This is a genomic window from Bradyrhizobium sp. TM233 (assembly GCF_036247965.1).
GTDB lineage: Bacteria > Pseudomonadota > Alphaproteobacteria > Rhizobiales > Xanthobacteraceae > Bradyrhizobium > Bradyrhizobium ottawaense.
The window spans coordinates 56,331-75,983 of sequence record NZ_BTIG01000014.1 but is presented as its reverse complement, the minus strand read 5'-3'; the positions used below and the strand labels follow the sequence as shown (position 1 = coordinate 75,983).

Sequence of the window (19,653 nt, the reverse complement as noted above, 5' to 3'; positions counted from 1 at the left end):
TTGCGCTCCCGACCAATGACAGCGCGGGAAAGGGCTTTTCCCTGCCTTGGAGGAAATATGAGCGGTTTCGACATTTTCGCGATTGTTCTGGTTTTGCTCGTCATCGTCACGCTGGTCGCCGGCGTGAAGACGGTGCCGCAGGGCTATGACTGGACCATCGAGCGGTTCGGCAAATACACCCAGACGCTGAGCCCCGGGCTCAATCTGATCGTGCCCTATTTCGATCGCGTCGGGCGCAAGATCAACATGATGGAGCAGGTGATCGACATTCCCGAGCAGGAGGTCATCACCAAGGACAACGCCACCGTGACGGTGGACGGCGTTGCCTTCTACCAGGTGTTCGACGCCGCCAAGGCGAGCTACGAGGTCTCCAACCTGACCCAGGCGATCACGGTCCTGACCATGACCAACATCCGCTCGGTGATGGGTGCGATGGATCTCGACCAGGTGCTGTCGCATCGCGACGAGATCAACGAGCGCCTCTTGCGCGTCGTCGATGCCGCGGTCTCGCCGTGGGGCCTGAAGGTCAACCGCATCGAGATCAAGGACATCGTGCCGCCCGCTGACCTGGTCGAGGCCATGGGCCGGCAGATGAAGGCCGAGCGCGTCAAGCGCGCCGACATTCTCGCCGCCGAAGGCCAGCGCCAGTCGGAAATCCTGCGCGCCGAAGGCGCCAAGCAGGGGCAGATCCTCCAGGCCGAAGGCCGCAAGGAAGCTGCGTTCCGCGACGCCGAAGCGCGCGAGCGGTCCGCCGAGGCCGAGGCCAAGGCAACCCAGATGGTCAGCGATGCGATTTCCAAGGGCGACGTCGCCGCGTTGAACTACTTCATCGCCGACAAATATATCAAGGCGTTCGGCCAGTTCGCCGACGCGCCGAACCAGAAGATTATCATGTTGCCGATAGAAGCCACCAGCATGCTGGGCTCGCTCGCCGGCATCGGCGAGATCGCGAAAGCAACGTTCGGCGAAAGCGCGGCGTCCGCGGCCGCCGCCGCCCGTCGCACCGGCTCGGTGCCGACGACCGGCAGCACACCGCCGGCGGTGCCGCCGCGGCAGGGATAGTCCCCGGCGCATGTCCCTTCAGGCAGGGGCATGCACCATGATAGAGGTCGTGTCATGACCGACATGCTCGTATCGCTCGGCACCTGGAACTGGCTGATCTTCGGCTTCATCCTGATGGCGCTGGAGGTGCTGGCGCCGGGCATATTCCTGTTCTGGCTCGGGCTCGCCGCGCTGCTCGTCGGCCTGATCTCGTTCACCGTCGTCCTATCGTGGCAGATCCAGCTCGTGATGTTCGCGGTGTTCGCCGCCGCCGCCGTGCCGATATGGCGCCGCCTTGCGCGGCCGAAGCCGGATGCAAGCGCCAGCCCGTTCCTCAACAAGCGCACCGAGGCACTGCTCGGCCGCGAGTTCACGCTGGAGAAGCCGATCGTCGATGGCAACGGTACCGTGCGCATCGGCGACACGGTATGGCGCGTCGCAGGTCCGGATACGCCGGCGGGGACGCGGGTGAAGGTGGTGCAGGTGGACGGTGCGAATCTGACCGTGGCGGCGGCGTGAGGATTCTTCGCCTCTCCCCGCTTGCGGGGAGAGGCCGGATTGCATCGCAGATGCAGTCCGGGTGAGGGGGACTCTCCGCGAGTCCGTCTCTCACCGTTTGCGCGGAGGCTCCCCCTCACCCCGACCCTCTCCCCGCAAGCGGGGAGAGGGGGAAGAGTCCTTCCACCGCTCCGCAAACCGGTTCAGCGGCATGAACGTCTCGCATAATTCCCGCCCCAGCGCCGTCAGCCCATAACCTCCGCCTTCGCCAAGCTCCACGAACCCCGCCTCGCGCAACTCCGTCAGGCGCGCTTGCAGCACTGTCGGCGAGGCCTCGTCGCAGGCGGTGCGTAATGCGCGGGAGGTGAGGGGCTCGCCGCGCAACTCCCACAATATTCGCAGGCTCCAGCGCCGGCCGAGCAGGTCCAGCAGCGCCATGATCGGTCGCCCGCTGCGCGAGCCTCGGATGCTTCCCGATGCTGCCTGCTTTACCATCGTCACCTTCTTGCGTTGTGCTACAGATAGTGTAGCGTATCGCTACAATAAATGTAGCGGTGGAGGCCGCCAATGTCCCAGTCCACGCCGCGCGTTGCGCCGCTCACCCAGCCTTATCCCCCGGAGATCCAGGCGCAGTTCGATCGCATCATGCGCGGCGCGCCACCGCTGATGCTGTTCCGGGTGATGGCGGGCCACGCCCGCGCCTGGGACAAGTTTCGCGCCGGCGGTCTGCTCGATCCCGGCCCGCTCTCGCTGCGCCAGCGCGAGATCGTCATCGACCGCACCTGTGCGCTGAACAAATGCGAGTATGAATGGGGCGTGCATGTCGCGGTTTTCGCCGGGCCAGCGGGAATCAACGGGGAAGAGATTCGCGCCACCGTGCAGGGCGATGCGACCTCACCGTGCTGGTCGCTGGCCGAGCAGGCGCTGATCGCGGCCGTCGACGCACTGCATCACCGCGCGACATTGAGTGATGCCGAGTTCGCTGCGCTGTCGGCGCATTACGACGAGGCGCAGATTCTGGAAATCATGCTGCTGTGCGGATTCTACCGCACGGTGTCGTATCTGGCGAACGGGCTGCGATTGCCGCTGGAGGAGAAGGCGGCGCGGTTTCCGACGTAAGTCTCTCCCCGTCATTGCGAGGAGCCCTTGCGACGAAGCAATCCAGACTGTCTCCGCGGAAAGATTCTGGATTGCTTCGCTTCCGCCTTCGCTCTTCGAGCTTCGGCGGACAAGCCGCTCGCAATGACGTGTGGAGAGAGTACACCACACTCTCGCTGTCATTCCGGGGCGCGCCACTTGGCGCGAGCCCGGAATCCATGGAGAGACAAACTCTGCGGCCCGATGGATCCCGGGTTCATCGCTTCGCGATGCCCCGGGATGACAGATCAGGCCACGCCCGCCCGCAACAGATCGTGCAGATGCACGATACCCACCACCTTGCCCGCCTCGGTCACGACCAGAGTCGTGATCTTGCTTGTGTTCAGCACCTCGATCATCTCGGTGGCGAGCATCGAGGGCGGCACGGTCTTCGGCTGCTTCGTCATGATCTCGTCGACGGTCACCGTCAGCAGGTCGGGCCGCATGTGGCGGCGCAGATCGCCGTCGGTGATGATGCCCGCGACCTCGTTTGCTTGGTTGACGATGCAGACGCAGCCGAGGCCTTTGGCCGACATCTCGACCACGGCCTCCGACATCTTGGTGCCCAGGGGCTTGACCGGGATCTCGGTGCCCGTGCGCATGTAGTCGCGGACGAATTTCAGCATCGCGCCCAGTTTGCCGCCGGGGTGGAAATGCGCGAACTCCAGCGCGGTGAAGCCGCGGCCTTCGAGCAGCGCGATCGCCAGGGCATCGCCGATCGCGGCCTGCATCAGGGTCGAGGTGGTCGGCGCCAGATTGTGCGGGCAGGCCTCGCGCGCCTTCGGCAGCTCGATCACGAGGTCGGCGGCCTGGCCCAGCGAGGAGGCCGCGTTCGACGTCACCGCGATCATGGGAATCGCAAAGCGCGCCGAATAGTTCACGAGGTTCTTCATCTCCGGCTGCTCGCCGGACCAGGACAGCGCCATGATGACGTCGTCGGTGGTGATCATGCCGAGGTCGCCGTGGCCGGCCTCGGCGGCATGCACGAAGAAGGCGGGCGTGCCGGTCGAGGCCAGCGTCGCGGCGATCTTGCGCCCCATATGGCCTGACTTGCCGAGCCCGGTGACGATGACGCGGCCCTTGGCATTGCGGATCAGGTCGACTGCTTTCGAAAATGTCGCGCCCAGCGGGCCGCGCAGGGCGGCGGCGAGCGCGTTGATGCCGCCGCTCTCCGTCTCCAGCGTGCGGAGCGCGGATTCGACGCTGTCGGGGATGGGGCCGGATGATGCGGTCATCAGCGGTTTCGAACTCGGCATGTTCTGGTCCAGGGAGGAGGGGGCGTTCGCCCGGTCGGCGCCTCATTAGCACGCCGCGGCCGTGGAGGCGACGCGCGCGCCAAAGCCCTCAACCGGTCATTAACCATAATTGTTTTAACTCCATTAACGATGGTTCCCGCCAACCGGCGGTGGCCACCGTGAAAGTGTTTGATTTCGTTGGAGTTATTCCACCGTGGGGTCGTCTCCAGGCATCGGCCGGAGCAAACGCGCGCAGTTCCTGCGCGCTGTTTTGCCATGCCTTGTGCCGGGTCTTGCGCTGACGGCCCTCACAAGCGCGCCCGCGGCCGCCCAGAGCCTCACGCCCGATCTGTTCAATCCCAACCGCGGCGGCTTCGCATCGCCCGACACGCTGCCGACCCGCCGCACGGCGGGCGTGCCGCAGGCGCCGTCCGATGCATTGCCGGCGCTGCCCGATCCCAGCGCCGATCCGCGCAAAGCCCGCGAGAAGCCGGCGGCCTCGCGCATCGGTCAGGTCCCGACTTATGGCCTATCTGCCGCCACCGGTGCGAGCAGCTCCGGCTATGATTCGCTCAACCGCAAGCGACAGCAACCCAAGCTCTATCCGGGCCAGCCGAAGCCGAAGCGCGCGGCCGGTCCCGGCTCGCCGGCGCCGACCACGGTGCCGCCGCCATCTACGCTCGGCCTGCCCAGAATCGCGCCGCCGCCATCCGCCTCCGCCAACAAGGCGCCGGTGCCGGCGGCGATGGCGGGCACCGTGCCCGGCCAGCCGCTGCGCCGCCGCCTCAAGGCGGATGACGATGCGTTTGGGGCCGTCGGCGACTACGCCGGCAGCTTCCTGATCAAGGGCGGGCTCGAGCTCTCCACCGGCTACGACACCAATCCTGCGCGTCTCAACAAGCCGGTGGGATCGCCGGTCTACGTCGTCGCACCCGATCTCGTGGTGATGTCCGACTGGGAGCGCCACGCGCTGGTCGCCGATCTGCGCGGCTCGTTCTCCGGCTACACCAACAACATGCCGGCGACGATCGACGGCTTTGCCTCGCCTTCGCCGGTCGAGATCAATCGTCCTGACTTCACCGGCCATGTCGACGGCCGCCTCGACGTCGATCGCGATCTCAAGCTGACCTCGCAGCTGCGCCTGCGGCTCGCCACCGACAATCCCGGCAGCCCGAACGTGCAGGCCGGCCTGCAGAAATATCCGGTTTACGCCGCCTTCGGCGCCACCGTCGGCTTCGACCAGACCTTCAATCGTTTCCAGGTCGCCGCGGGCGCCACCGTCGATCGCACCGCCTACACGGACTCCAAGCTCACCGACGGCTCGACCTTTGGCAACGGCGATCGCGACTTCAACCAGTATGGCGGCATCGGCCGTTTCTCCTACGACCTCAAGCCGGGCCTGAAGCCGTTCGTCGAGATCCAGGGTGACACCCGAATCCACGACCAGGCCGCCGATCGCAACGGCTATTTCCGCGATTCAAACGGCGGCTACGCCAAGGTCGGCTCGTCCTTCGAATTCTCGCGCATCCTCACCGGCGAAATCTCGGTCGGCTATTCCGCGCGCAACTACACCGACCCGCGCCTCAGCCAGCTCGCGGGCTTCCTCACCTCGGGCTCGCTGATCTGGAATGCGAGCGGCCTCACCACGGTGAAATTCTTCACCGACACGCAGATCGCCGAGACCACCATCCCCGGCTCCTCGGGCGTCCTGGTGCGCACCTATTCGGCCGAAGTCGATCACGACTTCCGCCGCTGGCTCACCGCCGTCGGCAAATTCACTTACGGCACGCTCGACTACCAGGGCCAGAACCGCAACGACAAGACCTACTCGTTCGAAAGCAATCTGATCTACAAGCTCAACCGCAACATCTGGGTCAAGGGCACGCTGCGCCACGACATCCTGGATTCGAACCAGCCGGGGTCGAGCTCGCAGGGCACGGTGGTGATGGTCGGGGTGAGGCTGCAGAATTAGTCGCGAGAGTTCGAACCAATCCTTGGCTGTTACACCTGAGAGCAAGCTTCCCTCAGAAGCCATTTACGGTCATCACGGTATTATATTGCCATAATCCTTTCATCCTTGACCTTCTGGCTCCCTCTTGGTATCAAATGATCCCAGAAGAAGCTCGCACGTGGGGTGTAAGATGGTCGCGAAATATCATTTGATGCTACGGGGGGGCCTGTATGGCCGATCTGGAGACGATACGTGCCCGGCTCGTCCGGTTGTGTGAATCAAAGCGTTCGCGTCGCGTTATCTTCACTTCTGACGCGCCCAGCCAATGGCAGCCCCGGCAATTTACGGACCCCAGAACGCGACAGGCGTTCACTGATGAAGGTGCGTGGACCTATATCAGCAGGGCTCTCAGCGACGGCGCTGCGATTGAAGAAATCGTGCTGGAGCGCCCGCCTGGCGCATCCGCCTACGTTCTGCTGCTGCCTGGCGCTAACAGCCGCAAACTCTACGTCAAGCTGCAAATCTGTGGGGATCACGTACGTGGTCGCAGCTTTCACGAATCCGAATTCTAGCGCGATGGTCGTGCCAGCTTAGCGACTGGAGGTCAAAATGTTCAACCAGCTAGTCGGAATATCAAACGCGGAAAATCAGAGGTGTGACTGCTGTGGCGCGTACGCTCTGAATTCCACTATTAGGAATGAATACTTCAATTATAAGTCGGAGAACGGCGAGGTCATTCAGCTTTCGGCGATGGTGCCAGTTTGGTCTTGCGATGCGTGCGGAGATAGTTTCACAGATTCGCGTGCTGAGGACCTTCGTCATGAGGCGGTCTGTCACTACCTAGGTCGACTAACCCCCTCCGAGTTGAGGGATCTAAGAGAAAATAATCAGTGTTCGCAGGCAGAATGGTCGCGAATTACCGGGCTCGGCATCGCCTCGATAAAGAGATGGGAGAGCGGAGCTCTCATCCAAAATTTGGCGATTGATAAGTTTCTGCGTCTTCTTCGCGATCGGCAAATTTTCCGGAATTTGCTCGCCCTAGCAACTTCCGAAACGGCCGAGAAGATCAACATTTCTGCTGGGGTATTTCGGACCGAAATATCGGCTACCGCATACGCGCGCGCTTCAACTTTTCGGCTGAGGCCAACGAGCGCGGCTGAGGTATAGGTCACCCAATGTACGTTGTTACATTCTACTCCTTCAAGGGTGGTGTTGGTCGGACGATGGCGCTTGTGAACGCAGCCGTCGAGCTAACACTTCGGGGAAAGAGGGTGCTGGTAGTTGATTTCGATCTTGAGGCGCCCGGCATTCAGACCTACGAGCCGTTCACTGAGAGCGCGTCCAGTCGTGGGGTAGTCGACTATGTGACTGACTACCTTCGTGAAGGACGCGCGCCAGATTTTCTTGGCTACGTTACTGAACATCGAATTGATGAAAATCTCATTTGGTTGATGTCTGCAGGACGCCAAGATGAGAACTATGCGCACAAACTGAACTCAATCAATTGGCTGACTCTATATCAAGAAAAGAATGGCTACCTCATGTTCGAGGACCTGAAGCAGCAATGGAAATCAAGCTTCGATTTCGATTACGTGTTTATTGATAGCCGTACAGGCCATACCGACGTGGGCGGCATTTGCACGCGCCAGCTGCCAAATTCAAATGTTTTGATGTTTTTTCCCAACGAACAGAATATCCGCGGTCTGGGGGATGTTGTACGAAATATCAAGGCTGAGATTGATGTAGGTGCCAATATCCACATTCATTTCTGTCCATCCAACGTTCCAGACTTGGATGATGAGGACCTTATTCTTCAGCGCCATTTTGATAGTGCGATGGAGAAGCTTGGCTACGAAGAGCCTGCATCGATCATTCGTCACTACAATAGTTTAGCTTTGCTCGATCAGAAGATATTTGTGCGCGATCGCAAGAAGACCCGTCTAGCAGATGAGTATAGAAGGTTGGTCGAAGCGATTGTTTCCGAGAATCTCGAAGATCGCTCCGGCGCTCTCTCTAAACTAGAGAAGATTCGAGCGTCCCTCCGAGCTGACCGTTCGGGCGCCAGCTCCGCGACCACTGAGGAATATCTCAGGACGATCTTCCAATTGCACAACGCCGATGGCGAAGTGGCTTGGTCCTTGGCTGCTGCCTATTACGGGCTAGGGAACGTGAAGGGTGAACTTGAGAGCCTCAATGCCGCTATTCATCAAGGCTTTAACGAAATGAAGGCGCGCGCGCGCCGAGCTTCCCTTCTAGGCATAAAGCAGGCCGATCTAATCAAGGAGGACCTGCGCGCAGTCATTGCATCTTCTGAATCTACAGTTCCGGCGATCGTTTCTGCAATCAGTCGGTTGCGCGAGGTTGACGCTGGTTGGCTGAGTGCGGTGGCTGCATCAGAGGCCATTCGCCAGCTAGACGAAGGCGCTCTCGAACGCGTCGCAAGTGATCTTATCGTCGATGAGGATGGAGCATTTCTCGCATCCAAGCTTCTGCTAAGTAAGTATGGTCAGAAAAGAAATCCGAATGAAACCCCAATCCACCTGTTCCTTGCGCTGATTGCTACGGGCAACTATGGGAAAGTCGTTGAGCTTTTAGGAAGCGATCGATCGATCGTGTTGAAGTCCGGAGGGATTGAACATGTATTCAATCTTGCTTGCGCCGAATGGGGGCAGACGGGAGATCCGCCCTTAGATTTGTTTCAGCGCGCCGCAGAACTCGGGACGCAAGCGCTATTTAAGACGAAGGGCGATGCAAATTTTTGGCAATGCATGTCGCTATCGAATTATCTGCTGGGAGAAGTCGGCAAGGCTCTAACGGAGCTGGAGATCGCAAAGCGAGCGTTGACCGCAGCTCCGTCGGAGATATTCAGTTGTTGGCGATATCTTTACGTCGACAAAAAGGAGTTTGCTTCTGACATAGCAAAAATGGAAGGCCAAATGGCTAGCCGCAACAAGCTTATTCCGGACTTTCTGCAGCGGCGAAGTCTGTGGCCAGACGCGCCTCTAAAGACGCAATGAGTTGCCAATTTTTTTCGGTGATAGGTCCACAACCTACCGCACGTTAAAAATCAGACGTTGCGGATGACACTCTGCCTAGCGTTCAGCTCGGAGGGAGAGCGAGGATGATATTTAAGTCTGGACGATCGGTACACCCGAAACGCCCGCTTCGCGGGCGATGGCACCTTTCGTAAAACTCGCTGCGAGCTTGTCTCACCGCGGCAGATCCGTCTTCCCCATCAGGAACGTATCAATCGACCGTGCGCACAGCCGGCCCTCGCGGATCGCCCACACCACCAGCGACTGGCCGCGGCGCATGTCGCCGGCCGTGAACACGTTCGGGCGGGAGGTCTGGTAGTCCAGCGTGTTGGCCTTGACGTTGCCGCGCGGGTCGAGCTCGACCGAGAGCAGCTTCAAGAGGCCCTCATGCACGGGGTGGACGAAGCCCATGGCGAGCAGGACGAGCTCGGCATCGAGCTCGAACTCGGTGCCGGCAATCGGCTTGAACTTGTCGTCGACGTGGACGCAGTGCAGCTTCTTGACTTGGCCGTTCTCGCCGGAAAACTTCTGGGTCAGCACGGCGAATTCGCGCACCGCGCCTTCGGCCTGGCTGGACGACGTCCGCATCTTCAGCGGCCAGTTCGGCCAGGTCAGGCCCTTGTTCTCGCGCTCGGGCGGGGCGGGCATGATCTCGAGCTGGGTCACCGACAGCGCGCCCTGGCGCAGCGAGGTGCCGATGCAGTCGGAACCGGTGTCGCCGCCGCCGATGACAACGACGTGCTTGCCGCCGGCCAGGATCTCCTGGACGCCGTTCAGGGGTTCCTCAGAGACGCGGCGGTTCTGCTGCGGCAGGAAGTCCATGGCGTAGTGGATGCCTGACAGCTCGCGGCCGGGGATCGGCAGGTCGCGCGGGGCTTCCGCGCCGCCGGTTAGCGCCACCGCGTCATACTCGTTCAGCATCTCGCGCGGATCGACATTGCCGTCAGCGCCGACATGGCTGTTGTAGTGGAAGGTGACGCCTTCGCCTTCCATCTGCTTGACGCGGCGGTCGATGACGCCCTTCTCCATCTTGAAGTCGGGGATGCCGTAACGCAGCAGGCCGCCGGCCTTGGCGTACTTCTCGAACAGATGCACGTCGTGGCCGGCGCGCGCGAGCTGCTGCGCGCAGGCCATGCCGGCCGGGCCCGAGCCGATCACCGCGACCTTCTTGCCGGTCTTGACGGACGCGACTTCCGGCTTCAGCCAGCCATTGTCCCAGGCGCGGTCGACGATCGCGCATTCGATGGTCTTGATGGTGACGGGGTTGTCGTCGATGTTGAGCGTGCAGGAGGCTTCACACGGCGCCGGACAGATGCGCCCCGTGAATTCCGGGAAATTGTTGGTCGAGTGCAGATTGCGCGAGGCTTCTTCCCAGTTGCCCTGATAGACGAGGTCGTTCCAATCCGGGATCTGGTTGTTGACCGGGCAGCCGGGCGTGCCGGGCGCGACCGAGCCGGTGCCGTGGCAATAGGGAATGCCGCAGTTCATGCAGCGCGCGGCCTGGTCGCGCGTTTCCTTCTCGGTCAAGGGAAGGACGAACTCGTTGTAATGCTTCACGCGCTCGGCGACCGGGGTGTACTTGCGGTCATGCCGTTCGATTTCGAGAAAACCCGTGATCTTGCCCATTAAACCCGAAGTCCCTGCCGCTTGAATTTCGTCTCTTTTCCAGACCTCATCCTGAGGAGCGGCGCTTGGCGCCGCGTCTCGAAGGAAAGGCCCCGCTGGTGACCTCATGGTTCGAGACGCAGCTATCGCGCTCCTCACCATGAGGGTTTATTGCCCTACGCCCCGATCGCGATTTTCGGCTCGGCGTCCGCGTTGGCGGCCATTTCGCGCAGCGCGCGCCGGTACTCCACCGGCATCACCTTGCGGAATTTGGGCAGCCATTCCTTCCAATTGGCAAGGATGTCGGCGGCGCGCTTGGAGCCGGTCGCTTTCGCGTGGCGCGTGATCAGGACGTGCAGGCGCTCGACGTCGGAGTCGAGCAGGTTTTTGAACACGTCGACCCGGCCATGCGCCTCGAGGTCACCGGAGTGATTGTAGGTGCCGGCGTTGATCAGCTCTTCCGACAGCACCGGCTCGAGCTCGACCATCGCCAGGTTGCAGAGCTTGTCGAAGTCGCCGGTCTCGTCGAGCACATAGGCGATGCCGCCCGACATGCCGGCCGCGAAGTTGCGCCCGGTCTTGCCGAGCACGACCACGATACCGCCGGTCATGTATTCGCAGCAATGATCGCCCGCACCCTCGACCACCGCAACGGCGCCCGAATTGCGCACGGCGAAGCGCTCGCCGGCGATGCCGCGGAAGTAGCACTCGCCCTGGATCGCGCCGTACATCACGGTGTTGCCGACGATGATGCTCTCTTCCGGCACGATGCTGCTGTTGGCCGGCGGCTTGACGATGATCTTGCCGCCCGAGAGGCCCTTGCCGACATAGTCGTTGGCTTCACCCTCGAGCTCGAAGGTGACGCCCTGCGCCAGCCACGCGCCGAACGCCTGGCCCGCGGTGCCCTTGAGGCCGACATGGATGGTGTCGTGCGGCAGGCCGGCATGACCGTAGATCTTGGCGACCGCACCCGACAGCATCGCACCGGCGGAACGGTTGGTGCTGTTGATATTGGCCTCGATCTTCACCGGCGCGCCGCGGTCGAGCGCAGGCTTTGCCTTCTCGATCAGCGTGCGGTCGAGCACGGCTTCCAGATGATGGTTCTGGCGCTCGGAGTGATAGATCTTCTGGCCCTTCTCTTCCTTCTGCTTCACGAACAGCTTCGAGAAGTCGAGGCCCTTGGCCTTCCAATGCGCGACCAGCTTGGTCTGGTCGAGCAGCTGAACCTGGCCGACCATCTCGTTGAAGGTGCGGAAGCCGAGCGAAGCCATGATCTCGCGGACTTCTTCCGCGACGAAGAAGAAGTAGTTGATCACGTGCTCGGGCTGGCCGGTGAAGCGCTTGCGCAGGACGGGGTCCTGGGTCGCGACGCCGACCGGGCAGGTGTTGAGATGACACTTGCGCATCATGATGCAGCCGGCCGCAATCAACGGCGCGGTGGCGAAGCCGAACTCGTCGGCGCCCAGCAGTGCGCCGATCACGACGTCACGGCCGGTGCGGAAGCCGCCGTCGACCTGGACCACGATGCGGCTGCGCAGCCGCTCGCGCACCAGGGTCTGGTGGGTTTCGGCAAGGCCGATCTCCCACGGCGAGCCGGCATGCTTGATCGAGGTCAGCGGCGAAGCGCCGGTGCCGCCTTCGAAGCCGGCGATGGTGACATGGTCGGCGCGCGCCTTGGCGACGCCCGCGGCCACCGTGCCGACGCCGATCTCGGAGACGAGCTTGACCGAGACGTCACCCGTCGGGTTGACGTTCTTGAGGTCGTAGATGAGCTGCGCCAGATCCTCGATCGAGTAGATGTCGTGGTGCGGCGGCGGCGAGATCAGGCCGACGCCCGGCGTCGAGTGCCGGACCTTGGCGATGGTCGCGTCGACCTTGTGGCCGGGCAGCTGGCCGCCTTCGCCGGGCTTGGCGCCCTGCGCCATCTTGATCTGCATCATGTCGGAGTTGACGAGATACTCCGTGGTGACGCCGAAGCGGCCCGAGGCCACCTGCTTGATCGCCGAGCGCATGGAATCGCCGTTCGGCATCGGCTTGAAGCGGTCGGCTTCCTCGCCGCCTTCGCCGGTGTTCGACTTGCCGCCGATCCGGTTCATGGCGATGGCGAGCGTGGTGTGGGCCTCACGCGAGATCGAGCCGAAGCTCATCGCGCCGGTGGCGAAACGCTTGACGATGTCCTTGGCGGGCTCGACCTGGTCGAGCGGCACCGGCTTGCGCTTCTCTTCGTCGGCGTTCTTGATCCGGAACAGGCCGCGCAGCGTCAGCAGCCGCTCCGACTGCTCGTTGAGGATCTTTGCGAAGGCGCGATAGCGCTCCTGCGAATTGCCGCGCGCGGCGTGCTGCAGCAGCGACACCGACTCGGCGGTCCAGGCATGGTCCTCGCCGCGGCTGCGATAGGCATATTCGCCGCCGACATCGAGCGCGCCCTTGTAGACCAGCGCCTCGCCGAACGCGTCGGCATGACGGCGCACCGCCTCCTCGGCGATCTCGCCAAGGCCGACGCCCTCGACGCGGGTATGCGTGCCCGCGAAGAACTTTGCGACGAAGTCGGCCTTGAGGCCGACGGCGTCGAAGATCTGCGCGCCGCAATAGGACTGGTAGGTCGAGATGCCCATCTTGGACATCACCTTCAAAAGGCCCTTGCCGATCGACTTGATGTAGCGCTTGACGATCTCGTAGTCGTCGAGCGAGCCGGGCAGGCGGTCCTTCATCGCGATGATGGTTTCGAACGCGAGATAGGGGTTGATCGCTTCGGCGCCGTAGCCGGCAAGGCAGGCGAAGTGATGCACTTCGCGCGGCTCGCCGGATTCGACGACGAGACCGACCGAAGTGCGCAGGCCGGTGCGGATCAGGTGGTGGTGCACGGCGGCGCAGGCCAGCAGCGACGGGATCGGAACCCGGTCGGTGCCGACCATGCGGTCGGACAGGATGATGATGTTGACGCCCTCGCGCACCGCGCTTTCGGCGCGCGCGCAGAGCTCGTCGAGCACCTGGTCCATGCCCGCCGCACCGAGGCCGGCGTGGAAGGTGGTGTCGAGCGTGCGCGACTTGAAGTGGGAATCGGCGACATCCGAGATCGAGCGGATCTTTTCGAGATCCGCGTCGGTCAGGATCGGCTGGCGCGCTTCGAGGCGCTTGGTGGTAGCAAGCCCCTGAAGATCGAACAGGTTCGGCCGCGGTCCGATGATGGAGACGAGGCTCATCACCAGCTCCTCGCGGATCGGGTCGATCGGCGGGTTGGTGACCTGCGCAAAGTTCTGCTTGAAGTAGGTGAACAGCGGCTTGGCCTTGTCCGACAGCGCCGAGATCGGCGTGTCGTTGCCCATCGAGCCCGCGGCTTCCTCGCCCGTGGCCGCCATCGGCGTCATCAGGATGGCGATGTCTTCCTGGCTGTAGCCGAACGCCTGCTGGCGATCGAGCAGCGACAGATTGGAGCGCACGCCGGTGGTCGGAACCTTCGGCAGCTCCTCCAGCACGATCTGGGTCCGCTCCAGCCACTCCTTGTAGGGGTGGCTCCTGGCGAGCTCGGCCTTGATCTCGTCGTCGGGGATCAGACGGCCCTGATCGAGGTCGACCAGCAACATCTTGCCGGGCTGCAGCCGCCACTTGGTGATGATCTGGTCCTCGGGGATCGTCAGCACGCCCATCTCGGACGCCATCACGATGCGGTCGTCCTTGGTGACGAGATAGCGCGCCGGCCGCAGGCCGTTGCGATCGAGCGTGGCGCCGATCTGGCGGCCGTCGGTGAAGGCGATCGCGGCGGGACCGTCCCACGGCTCCATCAGCGCGGCGTGATATTCGTAGAAGGCGCGGCGCTTCTCATCCATCAGGGGATTGCCGGCCCACGCCTCCGGAATCATCATCATGACGGCGTGAGGCAGCGAGTAGCCGCCCTGCACCAGGAATTCGAGCGCGTTGTCGAAGCAGGCGGTGTCGGACTGGCCTTCGTAAGAGATCGGCCAGAGCCGGTTGATGTCCTTGCCGTAGAGCTCGGAGCTCACCGAAGCCTGGCGCGCCGCCATCCAGTTGGTGTTGCCGCGCAGCGTGTTGATCTCGCCGTTATGCGCGATCATGCGATAGGGATGCGCCAGCGACCAGGCCGGGAAGGTGTTGGTCGAGAAGCGCTGATGCACCAGGGCGAGCGCGCTCTCGAAATCCTTCTCGTGCAGATCGGGATAGTACTTGCCGAGCTGGTCGGCGAGGAACATGCCCTTGTAGATCACGGTGCGGCAGGACATCGAGCAGGGGTAATAGCCGGCAAGTCCGCGGTCGCGGCGCTGGTAGATCGCCTGCGAGATCGACTTGCGCAGGATGTAGAGGCGGCGCTCGAACTCGTCCTCGGTCTTGGCGGTGCCGTTGCGGCCGATGAACACCTGCATGCAGGCGGGCTCGGTCGGCTTCACGGTGACACCGAGCGAGGAATTGTCGGTCGGCACGTCGCGCCAGCCGAGCAGGGTCAGGCCCTCTTCCTTGATCTGGTCGGCGATGATGCTCTTGATGACGTTGCGCCATGCGGTGTCGCGCGGCATGAACAGCGCGCCGATGGCGTATTCGCCGGGCGCCGGCAGCGCGAAGCCGAGCTCCCCGGCCTTGCGGCTGAAGAAGGCGTGCGGGATCTGCACCAGGATGCCGGCGCCGTCACCGGCGCGCGGGTCGGCGCCGACGGCACCGCGATGCTCGAGATTGCACAGGATGCTCAGCGCGTCCGCGACGATCTCGTGCGACTTCTTGCCCTTGATATTGGCGATGAAGCCGACGCCGCAGCTGTCCTTCTCCAGGCTCGGATCGTAGAGGCCAACGGCTGGCGGGCGCGAATTGTGTTCCTGGATCGGATCGGTCGTTTTCGAGGCGACCGTCGCCGACAGCTCTTCTGCCACGATGTTTGCGCTCTCGAATTGCGACCCGTTCATTGTTCCAATCCTCTCCGTGCGGCAAGCTGCCTCACCGCCATCTTCGGCGCACCTTGGGCGTTCCGCGGCACCCGCCTCTGGGTCACCGCTCGTCCGCTGCGAGCCGCATTTTCTTAGATTCAGGCCTAGGCGTTCTTCGTCCCCGAGAACGGCTTTGCCTGTTGCCTTACGGTGCTCGAGAGCACCGACTTTCGTTGCAATCCCTATGCCGGAACCGCAAGCAAAATTGAGACAGTCTTCCTGTCCTAACCGTCACCTTGCCAAATTTTTGTCTATCACACAAGCGCGTGGAAGTCCCGATTCCCGATATGTCAATCAATCGCTTTCCGAAAGTTGCGCAGCCCCTGTTTTGAAGCAAACGCGCCCTGATCCGGCCCTGCGGGCGCCGAAATCCCAAATGAAGCTTCGGATCAACCCTTCGAAAGGCGCGCCACGCCGCAAGAAGCGAAAGAGCGCGAGGCTTCGGGGGGCCTGACAGGAGCATGTCGACGATGAAGTTTTTCACAGGATGTGTGGCTGCTGCCACGCTGGCGCTCGCCATGGGCGCTTGGCATGGGCAGGTTTTGGCGCAAGTTCCCGCGAACGGTATCGCAGGAGGGGCGGCTATCGCGGTGTCGGATTTCGACGGACCCTATGCGCCCCCCGAAGCTGCCCCGCCATCGCCGCCGCGTTACGGCTACGAGGAGCGCGGTCCGGCGTTGCTGCCGTCGACCGAGGTCTACGCGGTCTTGCGCGACAACGGCTTCTCGCCGCTCGGCATCCCGCGCCTGCGCGGCAGCGTCTACACCATCGCGGTGATCGACCGTCGCGGCGATGACGGCCGGCTCGTGATCGATGCCCGCGACGGGCGGATCATCCGTTTCATGCCGGCCGCCGACGCCTACGGCATGGCGCCTGCCTATGACGAGCGCGCAGTTGCGCCTTACGGTCCGCAAAGCGCGCTGCCGCCGCCAACCGTGATCCGCAGCGGCCCGCCGCGGCCGCCGGCCTCGATCCCGCACGTGGCGAGCCGCACCGTGCCGCTGCCCAGGGCTGCCCCGCGACGCAGCGAGACGCCGGTCGCCGCCAAGCCGGCCGAGCCAGTGACGCAGCAGGCTCAAGCGCCGCAGGCACAAGCACCGCAGCAGACCGCTGCCGCCCAGGCGAAGCCGACCGAGGCCACACCGCAAACCGTCGCGCCGACCGTCGGTCAGGCCAAGCCGGCCCCAACGATCCTGCCGACCCAGGAGATGCCGGCGGCCCAGGGGCTGGATTAGCGTCGCGAGTTTGGCGCGGCAGCAGCCGGGCAAAACAAAAGGCGCCTGAGCAATTCAGGCGCCTTCCGCACTTCAGCGATCGCTTCAGCTCCGCGGATATCCCGCGGCTTCCAGGATCAAATTCGCGACCTCCTTCGGATGCGACACCAGCGAGAGGTGGCCGGCATCGAGCTCGATCGTGGTGGCGTTCATGCGCTTGGCGAGGAAGCGTTCGAGATCGGGATCGATGGTGTAGTCGTTCTTCGACACCGCGTACCAGCTCGGCTTCGAATGCCACGCAGCTTCCGTGGTGCGGCCGGCGAAGATCGACGCGGCGGTCGGCCATTGCACGGCATAAAGCTCCCTGGCCTGCTCCGGCTTCACGCCATTGGCGAAATATTTCAGGAAGGCGTCTTCCGATAGTTTTGTGTCGCCGTCGCGCTCGACGATGCCGGCGCGCACCGGGCCGGTCGGGAATTGCTTCGACAGCGCAACGAAATCCTCGTTCGCATCGGGCGCACGTGCGGCGACATAGACGAGGCCGGTGACCTTCGGATCGGTGCCGACCTGGCTGATCACGGTGCCGCCCCAGGAATGCGCGACCAGCACCGTCGGTCCATCCTGCTCGGCCAGCGCGCGCCTGGTCGCCTCGACGGAATCCGCAAGCGACGACAGCGGATTCTGCACGGCGGTGACGTGAAGGCCCGCGGCCTGGAGGATCGGGATCACCTCCGACCAGCTCGAGCCGTCGGCCCAGGCGCCGTGCACCAGCACAACGTTCTTTGCTTTCACCGTCTGCGGTGTCTGCGCGTGAGCGAGGCTGAGAGGGGCAGCCAACAGGCTCGCGGCGACGAAAAGGCTGCGCCAAAGTGACATGATCGTGCTCCGTCTTGTTTTGTGTTCGATGTCCAAAGGACGGAGCGTGAGGCAGCGGCGTTACGCTCAGTCACCTACCTGTGAGCAGCGTCTTGGTCGGGCGTGTACGGGACGCGTGGGCGAGCTTGCAGTGTGGGGTAACGTAGAACGACAGGCCCAACCTGTATTTCCATTTCAACCGAAAACTGCCGCTGGATTCTGCTGCACTGACAAGCAGCTGGCCGGTACGAAATATATCGACGGAGGAGTCGCTGCGGGGCTACTCGCGGCGTTTCGCGACACAACTGGGCAAGTAAAAAAACGCCCCGGGGCACCGGGGCGTTTTCTCAAACCTGGAAGTGGCGTGCCGTGCTTAGGCGGCGACCGAGCTCTCGATCACCTGCGCCTTCGGTGCGCTGGCGTTGATCGCGATCTGGCGCGGTTTCTTCGCCTCGGGAATCTCACGGACGAGGTCGACGTGAAGCAGCCCGTTCTCGAGCGAGGCGTCCTTCACCTGCACGAAGTCGGCGAGCTGGAAGGCGCGCTCGAAGGCACGCGCGGCGATGCCGCGGTAGAGCACTTCGTTCTTGCTGTTCTCGCCTGCGGCCTTCCCGCCCTTGATCGTCAGCGTATTTTCCTTCGCCACGATGGAGAGCTCATCCCTGGCGAAGCCCGAGACCGCAACCGTGATGCGGTAGGCGTTCTCGCCGGTACGCTCAATGTTGTAGGGGGGATAACCGGGGCTGCCGTCAGAGCTGGCCTGGTCGAGCAGGCTGAAGAGGCGGTCGAAGCCGACGGTGGAACGATAGAAGGGGGTGAGATCGTAGCTACGCATGGTCAAGTCCTCCATTGAGCGACTGTTGGGTAACCCGCCCGCCAATCGGGCCGGGCTTTAGTCTGTGTGCAGCCTGATGTTCCGGTTCCGAAACACTGGTAGCGGCCTGCACCATGGTGATATGGGTTCAAGGGAACGGCGTTCAAGAGGGCGGCAACTTGCGCCTTTTCGGCGCTCAGCCCCTTGATTTGCAGCACTTCGCGCCCAATGACGCTGGTCTCGATCCCGTCCAATCCCGTCCCCGAAGACGTCGTCAGCGGTACCATCAAGACGCCCGATGGTGCCGAGCTGCGCTTTGCGCGCTGGGCGCCGCCGGCGAACCGCAAGGGCACCGTCTGCGTCTTCACCGGACGCAGCGAGCAGATCGAGAAATATTTCGAGACCGTGCGCGATTTGCGCGACCGTGGCTTTGCGGTGGCGATGATCGACTGGCGTGGGCAGGGCCATTCCTCGCGCCGCCTGCGCGACCCCCGCAAGGGCTATGTGCGTGACTTCTCCGATTTCGAGGTCGACGTGGAGGCCTTCGTGCAGCAGGTCGTGCTGCCGGATTGCCCGCCGCCGTTCTTCGCGCTGGCCCACTCCATGGGCGGCACGGTGATGCTGCGGGTGGCGCATGCGGGCAAGCGCTGGTTCGACCGCATGGTGCTGTCGGCGCCGATGATCGACCTGCCCGGGCGCACCACCTCGCTTCCGGTGCGTGCGCTGCTCAAGACCATGCGCCTGCTCGGGCAGGGGGGCCGTTATGTCCCCGGCGGCAGCGACCGTCTCACCGGGCTCGATCCCTTCATCAACAACCCCGTGACCAGTGATCCCGTCCGCTATGCACGCAATGCCGCGATCCTGGAGGAGGACCCGACGCTCGGGCTGGCATCACCGACCGTGGCCTGGGCCGATACCGCCTTCCGCGCCATGAACACCTTCAAGGGCAAGAACTACCCCTCGCAGATCCGCCAGCCGATCCTGATGCTGGCGGCCTCCAACGACACCGTGGTCTCGACCGCGGCGATCGAGGAGTTCGCCTATCATCTGCGCGCCGGCTCCCACCTCGTGATCGCCGGCGCCAAGCACGAGATCCTCCAGGAGCAGGACCGCTACCGCTCCCAATTCTGGGCCGCCTTCGATGCCTTCGTGCCGGGCACGTCGCTGTTCAAGTGAGGGGGTCTTCTCCCTCGCCCCGCTTGCGGGGAGAGGGTTGGGGTGCGGGGGAGTCTCCGCAAGGACGGTGGGAGTTGGACTCGCGGAGAGTCCCCCTCACCCGAATTCGATCTGCGATCGAATTCGACCTCTCCCCGCAAGCGGGGAGAGGTGAAGATCAA

Annotated in this window: 15 protein-coding genes; 9 read left to right on the top strand and 6 right to left on the bottom strand. The window is 63.2% G+C overall.

Going from position 1 to position 19,653, the window contains the following annotated elements:
* Nucleotides 1-57: 57 nt before the first annotated feature.
* Together AABA86_RS25300 and AABA86_RS25295 are read left to right on the top strand one after the other, a co-directional pair.
* Nucleotides 58-1,062 (top strand): SPFH domain-containing protein, encoded by a 1,005-nt coding sequence (locus AABA86_RS25300; protein ID WP_338308813.1) that lies wholly within the window; start codon nucleotides 58-60, stop codon nucleotides 1,060-1,062.
* A gap of 54 nt (nucleotides 1,063-1,116) precedes the next feature.
* Nucleotides 1,117-1,560 carry an NfeD family protein gene (locus AABA86_RS25295; RefSeq protein ID WP_338308812.1) on the top strand — a complete coding sequence of 148 codons (444 nt, stop codon included), beginning with the start codon at nucleotides 1,117-1,119 and terminating at the stop codon, nucleotides 1,558-1,560.
* Between the two features lie 90 nt (nucleotides 1,561-1,650).
* Here the strand turns inward: AABA86_RS25295 and AABA86_RS25290 are convergent, their stop codons facing one another.
* The gene (locus AABA86_RS25290) at nucleotides 1,651-2,034 is read right to left on the bottom strand and encodes a winged helix-turn-helix transcriptional regulator (protein ID WP_212252701.1); all 384 of its coding nucleotides are present in this window, start codon (nucleotides 2,032-2,034) and stop codon (nucleotides 1,651-1,653) included.
* 72 nt (nucleotides 2,035-2,106) lie between these two features.
* Here AABA86_RS25290 and AABA86_RS25285 point away from each other — a divergent pair, with 72 nt between their 5' ends.
* Complete coding sequence (locus AABA86_RS25285; RefSeq protein WP_338308811.1) at nucleotides 2,107-2,658, top strand: carboxymuconolactone decarboxylase family protein; 552 nt, start codon at nucleotides 2,107-2,109, stop codon at nucleotides 2,656-2,658.
* Nucleotides 2,659-2,924: 266 nt separating this feature from the next.
* On the opposite strand, the gene AABA86_RS25280 is transcribed toward AABA86_RS25285, so the two are convergent.
* The gene (locus AABA86_RS25280) at nucleotides 2,925-3,932 is read right to left on the bottom strand and encodes a KpsF/GutQ family sugar-phosphate isomerase (protein ID WP_212252705.1); all 1,008 of its coding nucleotides are present in this window, start codon (nucleotides 3,930-3,932) and stop codon (nucleotides 2,925-2,927) included.
* A gap of 193 nt (nucleotides 3,933-4,125) precedes the next feature.
* Between AABA86_RS25280 and AABA86_RS25275 the strand changes: the two genes are divergently transcribed.
* From AABA86_RS25275 to AABA86_RS25265, 4 genes are all read left to right on the top strand, one after another.
* On the top strand, nucleotides 4,126-5,883 hold the full coding sequence (locus AABA86_RS25275) for an outer membrane beta-barrel protein (protein ID WP_338308810.1): 1,758 nt from the start codon (nucleotides 4,126-4,128) through the stop codon (nucleotides 5,881-5,883).
* A 209-nt stretch (nucleotides 5,884-6,092) separates the two neighbouring features.
* Nucleotides 6,093-6,434 (top strand): hypothetical protein, encoded by a 342-nt coding sequence (locus AABA86_RS25270; protein WP_338308809.1) that lies wholly within the window; start codon nucleotides 6,093-6,095, stop codon nucleotides 6,432-6,434.
* 37 nt (nucleotides 6,435-6,471) lie between these two features.
* Nucleotides 6,472-7,029 (top strand): type II TA system antitoxin MqsA family protein, encoded by a 558-nt coding sequence (locus AABA86_RS34655; RefSeq protein WP_445083489.1) that lies wholly within the window; start codon nucleotides 6,472-6,474, stop codon nucleotides 7,027-7,029.
* Nucleotides 7,030-7,037: 8 nt separating this feature from the next.
* On the top strand, nucleotides 7,038-8,879 hold the full coding sequence (locus AABA86_RS25265; protein WP_338308808.1) for a ParA family protein: 1,842 nt from the start codon (nucleotides 7,038-7,040) through the stop codon (nucleotides 8,877-8,879).
* Between the two features lie 192 nt (nucleotides 8,880-9,071).
* Here the strand turns inward: AABA86_RS25265 and AABA86_RS25260 are convergent, their stop codons facing one another.
* The gene (locus tag AABA86_RS25260; RefSeq protein WP_212252709.1) at nucleotides 9,072-10,523 is read right to left on the bottom strand and encodes a glutamate synthase subunit beta; all 1,452 of its coding nucleotides are present in this window, start codon (nucleotides 10,521-10,523) and stop codon (nucleotides 9,072-9,074) included.
* Between the two features lie 155 nt (nucleotides 10,524-10,678).
* Nucleotides 10,679-15,412, bottom strand: coding sequence for a glutamate synthase large subunit (gltB, locus tag AABA86_RS25255; RefSeq protein WP_338308807.1), 4,734 nt, complete (start codon nucleotides 15,410-15,412; stop codon nucleotides 10,679-10,681).
* Nucleotides 15,413-15,903: 491 nt separating this feature from the next.
* On the opposite strand from gltB, the gene AABA86_RS25250 reads away from it, so the two are divergent.
* Nucleotides 15,904-16,668 carry a hypothetical protein gene (locus tag AABA86_RS25250; protein ID WP_338308806.1) on the top strand — a complete coding sequence of 255 codons (765 nt, stop codon included), beginning with the start codon at nucleotides 15,904-15,906 and terminating at the stop codon, nucleotides 16,666-16,668.
* Between the two features lie 84 nt (nucleotides 16,669-16,752).
* On the opposite strand, the gene AABA86_RS25245 is transcribed toward AABA86_RS25250, so the two are convergent.
* On the bottom strand, nucleotides 16,753-17,523 hold the full coding sequence (locus AABA86_RS25245; protein WP_338308805.1) for an alpha/beta fold hydrolase: 771 nt from the start codon (nucleotides 17,521-17,523) through the stop codon (nucleotides 16,753-16,755).
* Between the two features lie 352 nt (nucleotides 17,524-17,875).
* Nucleotides 17,876-18,337 (bottom strand): Hsp20 family protein, encoded by a 462-nt coding sequence (locus AABA86_RS25240; protein WP_212252717.1) that lies wholly within the window; start codon nucleotides 18,335-18,337, stop codon nucleotides 17,876-17,878.
* 207 nt (nucleotides 18,338-18,544) lie between these two features.
* Here AABA86_RS25240 and AABA86_RS25235 point away from each other — a divergent pair, with 207 nt between their 5' ends.
* Nucleotides 18,545-19,492, top strand: coding sequence for an alpha/beta fold hydrolase (locus AABA86_RS25235; protein ID WP_338308804.1), 948 nt, complete (start codon nucleotides 18,545-18,547; stop codon nucleotides 19,490-19,492).
* Nucleotides 19,493-19,653: the final 161 nt, after the last annotated feature.